General features: G+C 70.5%; 1 protein-coding gene. It reads right to left on the bottom strand.

The window, feature by feature from the left end:
• Positions 1–717: helicase-related protein (locus AC1D15_RS35655; protein WP_477829808.1), on the bottom strand; the 717-nt coding region annotated here is incomplete at both ends.

The following is a 717-nucleotide window of genomic DNA, read 5'->3' on the forward strand; positions in this document are numbered from 1 at the left end:
GTGCGCATCGCCGCGGTCAGCGGCCCGCCGCCGCTCGGCGTCAGCTCGGCGAGCTTGTGCCATTGCGACTCGCGCCCCTGCACCTGCTCGATCTGGCCGACGCGGCCCATCTCGTCCATGCTCGCCAGGCTGAAGGCCCAGCCCTCTTCATCGCCGCGGCCGGTGCGGCCGATGCGGTGCGTGTGCACCTCGGGGTCGGGCGTGATGTCGACATTGATCACCGCCTCCAGCTGCGCGATGTCGAGGCCGCGTGCCGCCACGTCGGTGGCCACCAGCACCRGGCAGCTGCGGTTGGCGAACTGCACCAGCACCTGGTCGCGGTCGCGCTGCTCCAGGTCGCCGTGCAGCGCGAGCGCCTGCACGCCCTGCGCCTGCAGCACCTCGACCAGGTCGCGGCACTGCTGCTTGGTGTTGCAGAACGCGATCGTGCTGGCCGGGCGGAAGTGGTTCAGCAGCAGGCCGACGGCATGCAGCCGCTCGTCGTCGCGCACTTCGTAGAAGCGCTGGCGKATCTTCGCGGCCGCGTGCTGCTCGCCGAGCTTCACCTCGCGCGGCTCGCGCAGGAACTGCTGGCTCAGCTTGGCGATGCCGTCCGGGTAGGTGGCCGAGAACAGCAGCGTCTGGCGCTGCTTCGGGCAGCGCTTGGCCACCGCGACGATGTCGTCGAAGAAGCCCATGTCGAGCATGCGGTCGGCCTCGTCGAGCACCAGCGTGTTC

This window comes from Rhizobacter sp. P2_H2, from assembly GCF_056403375.1.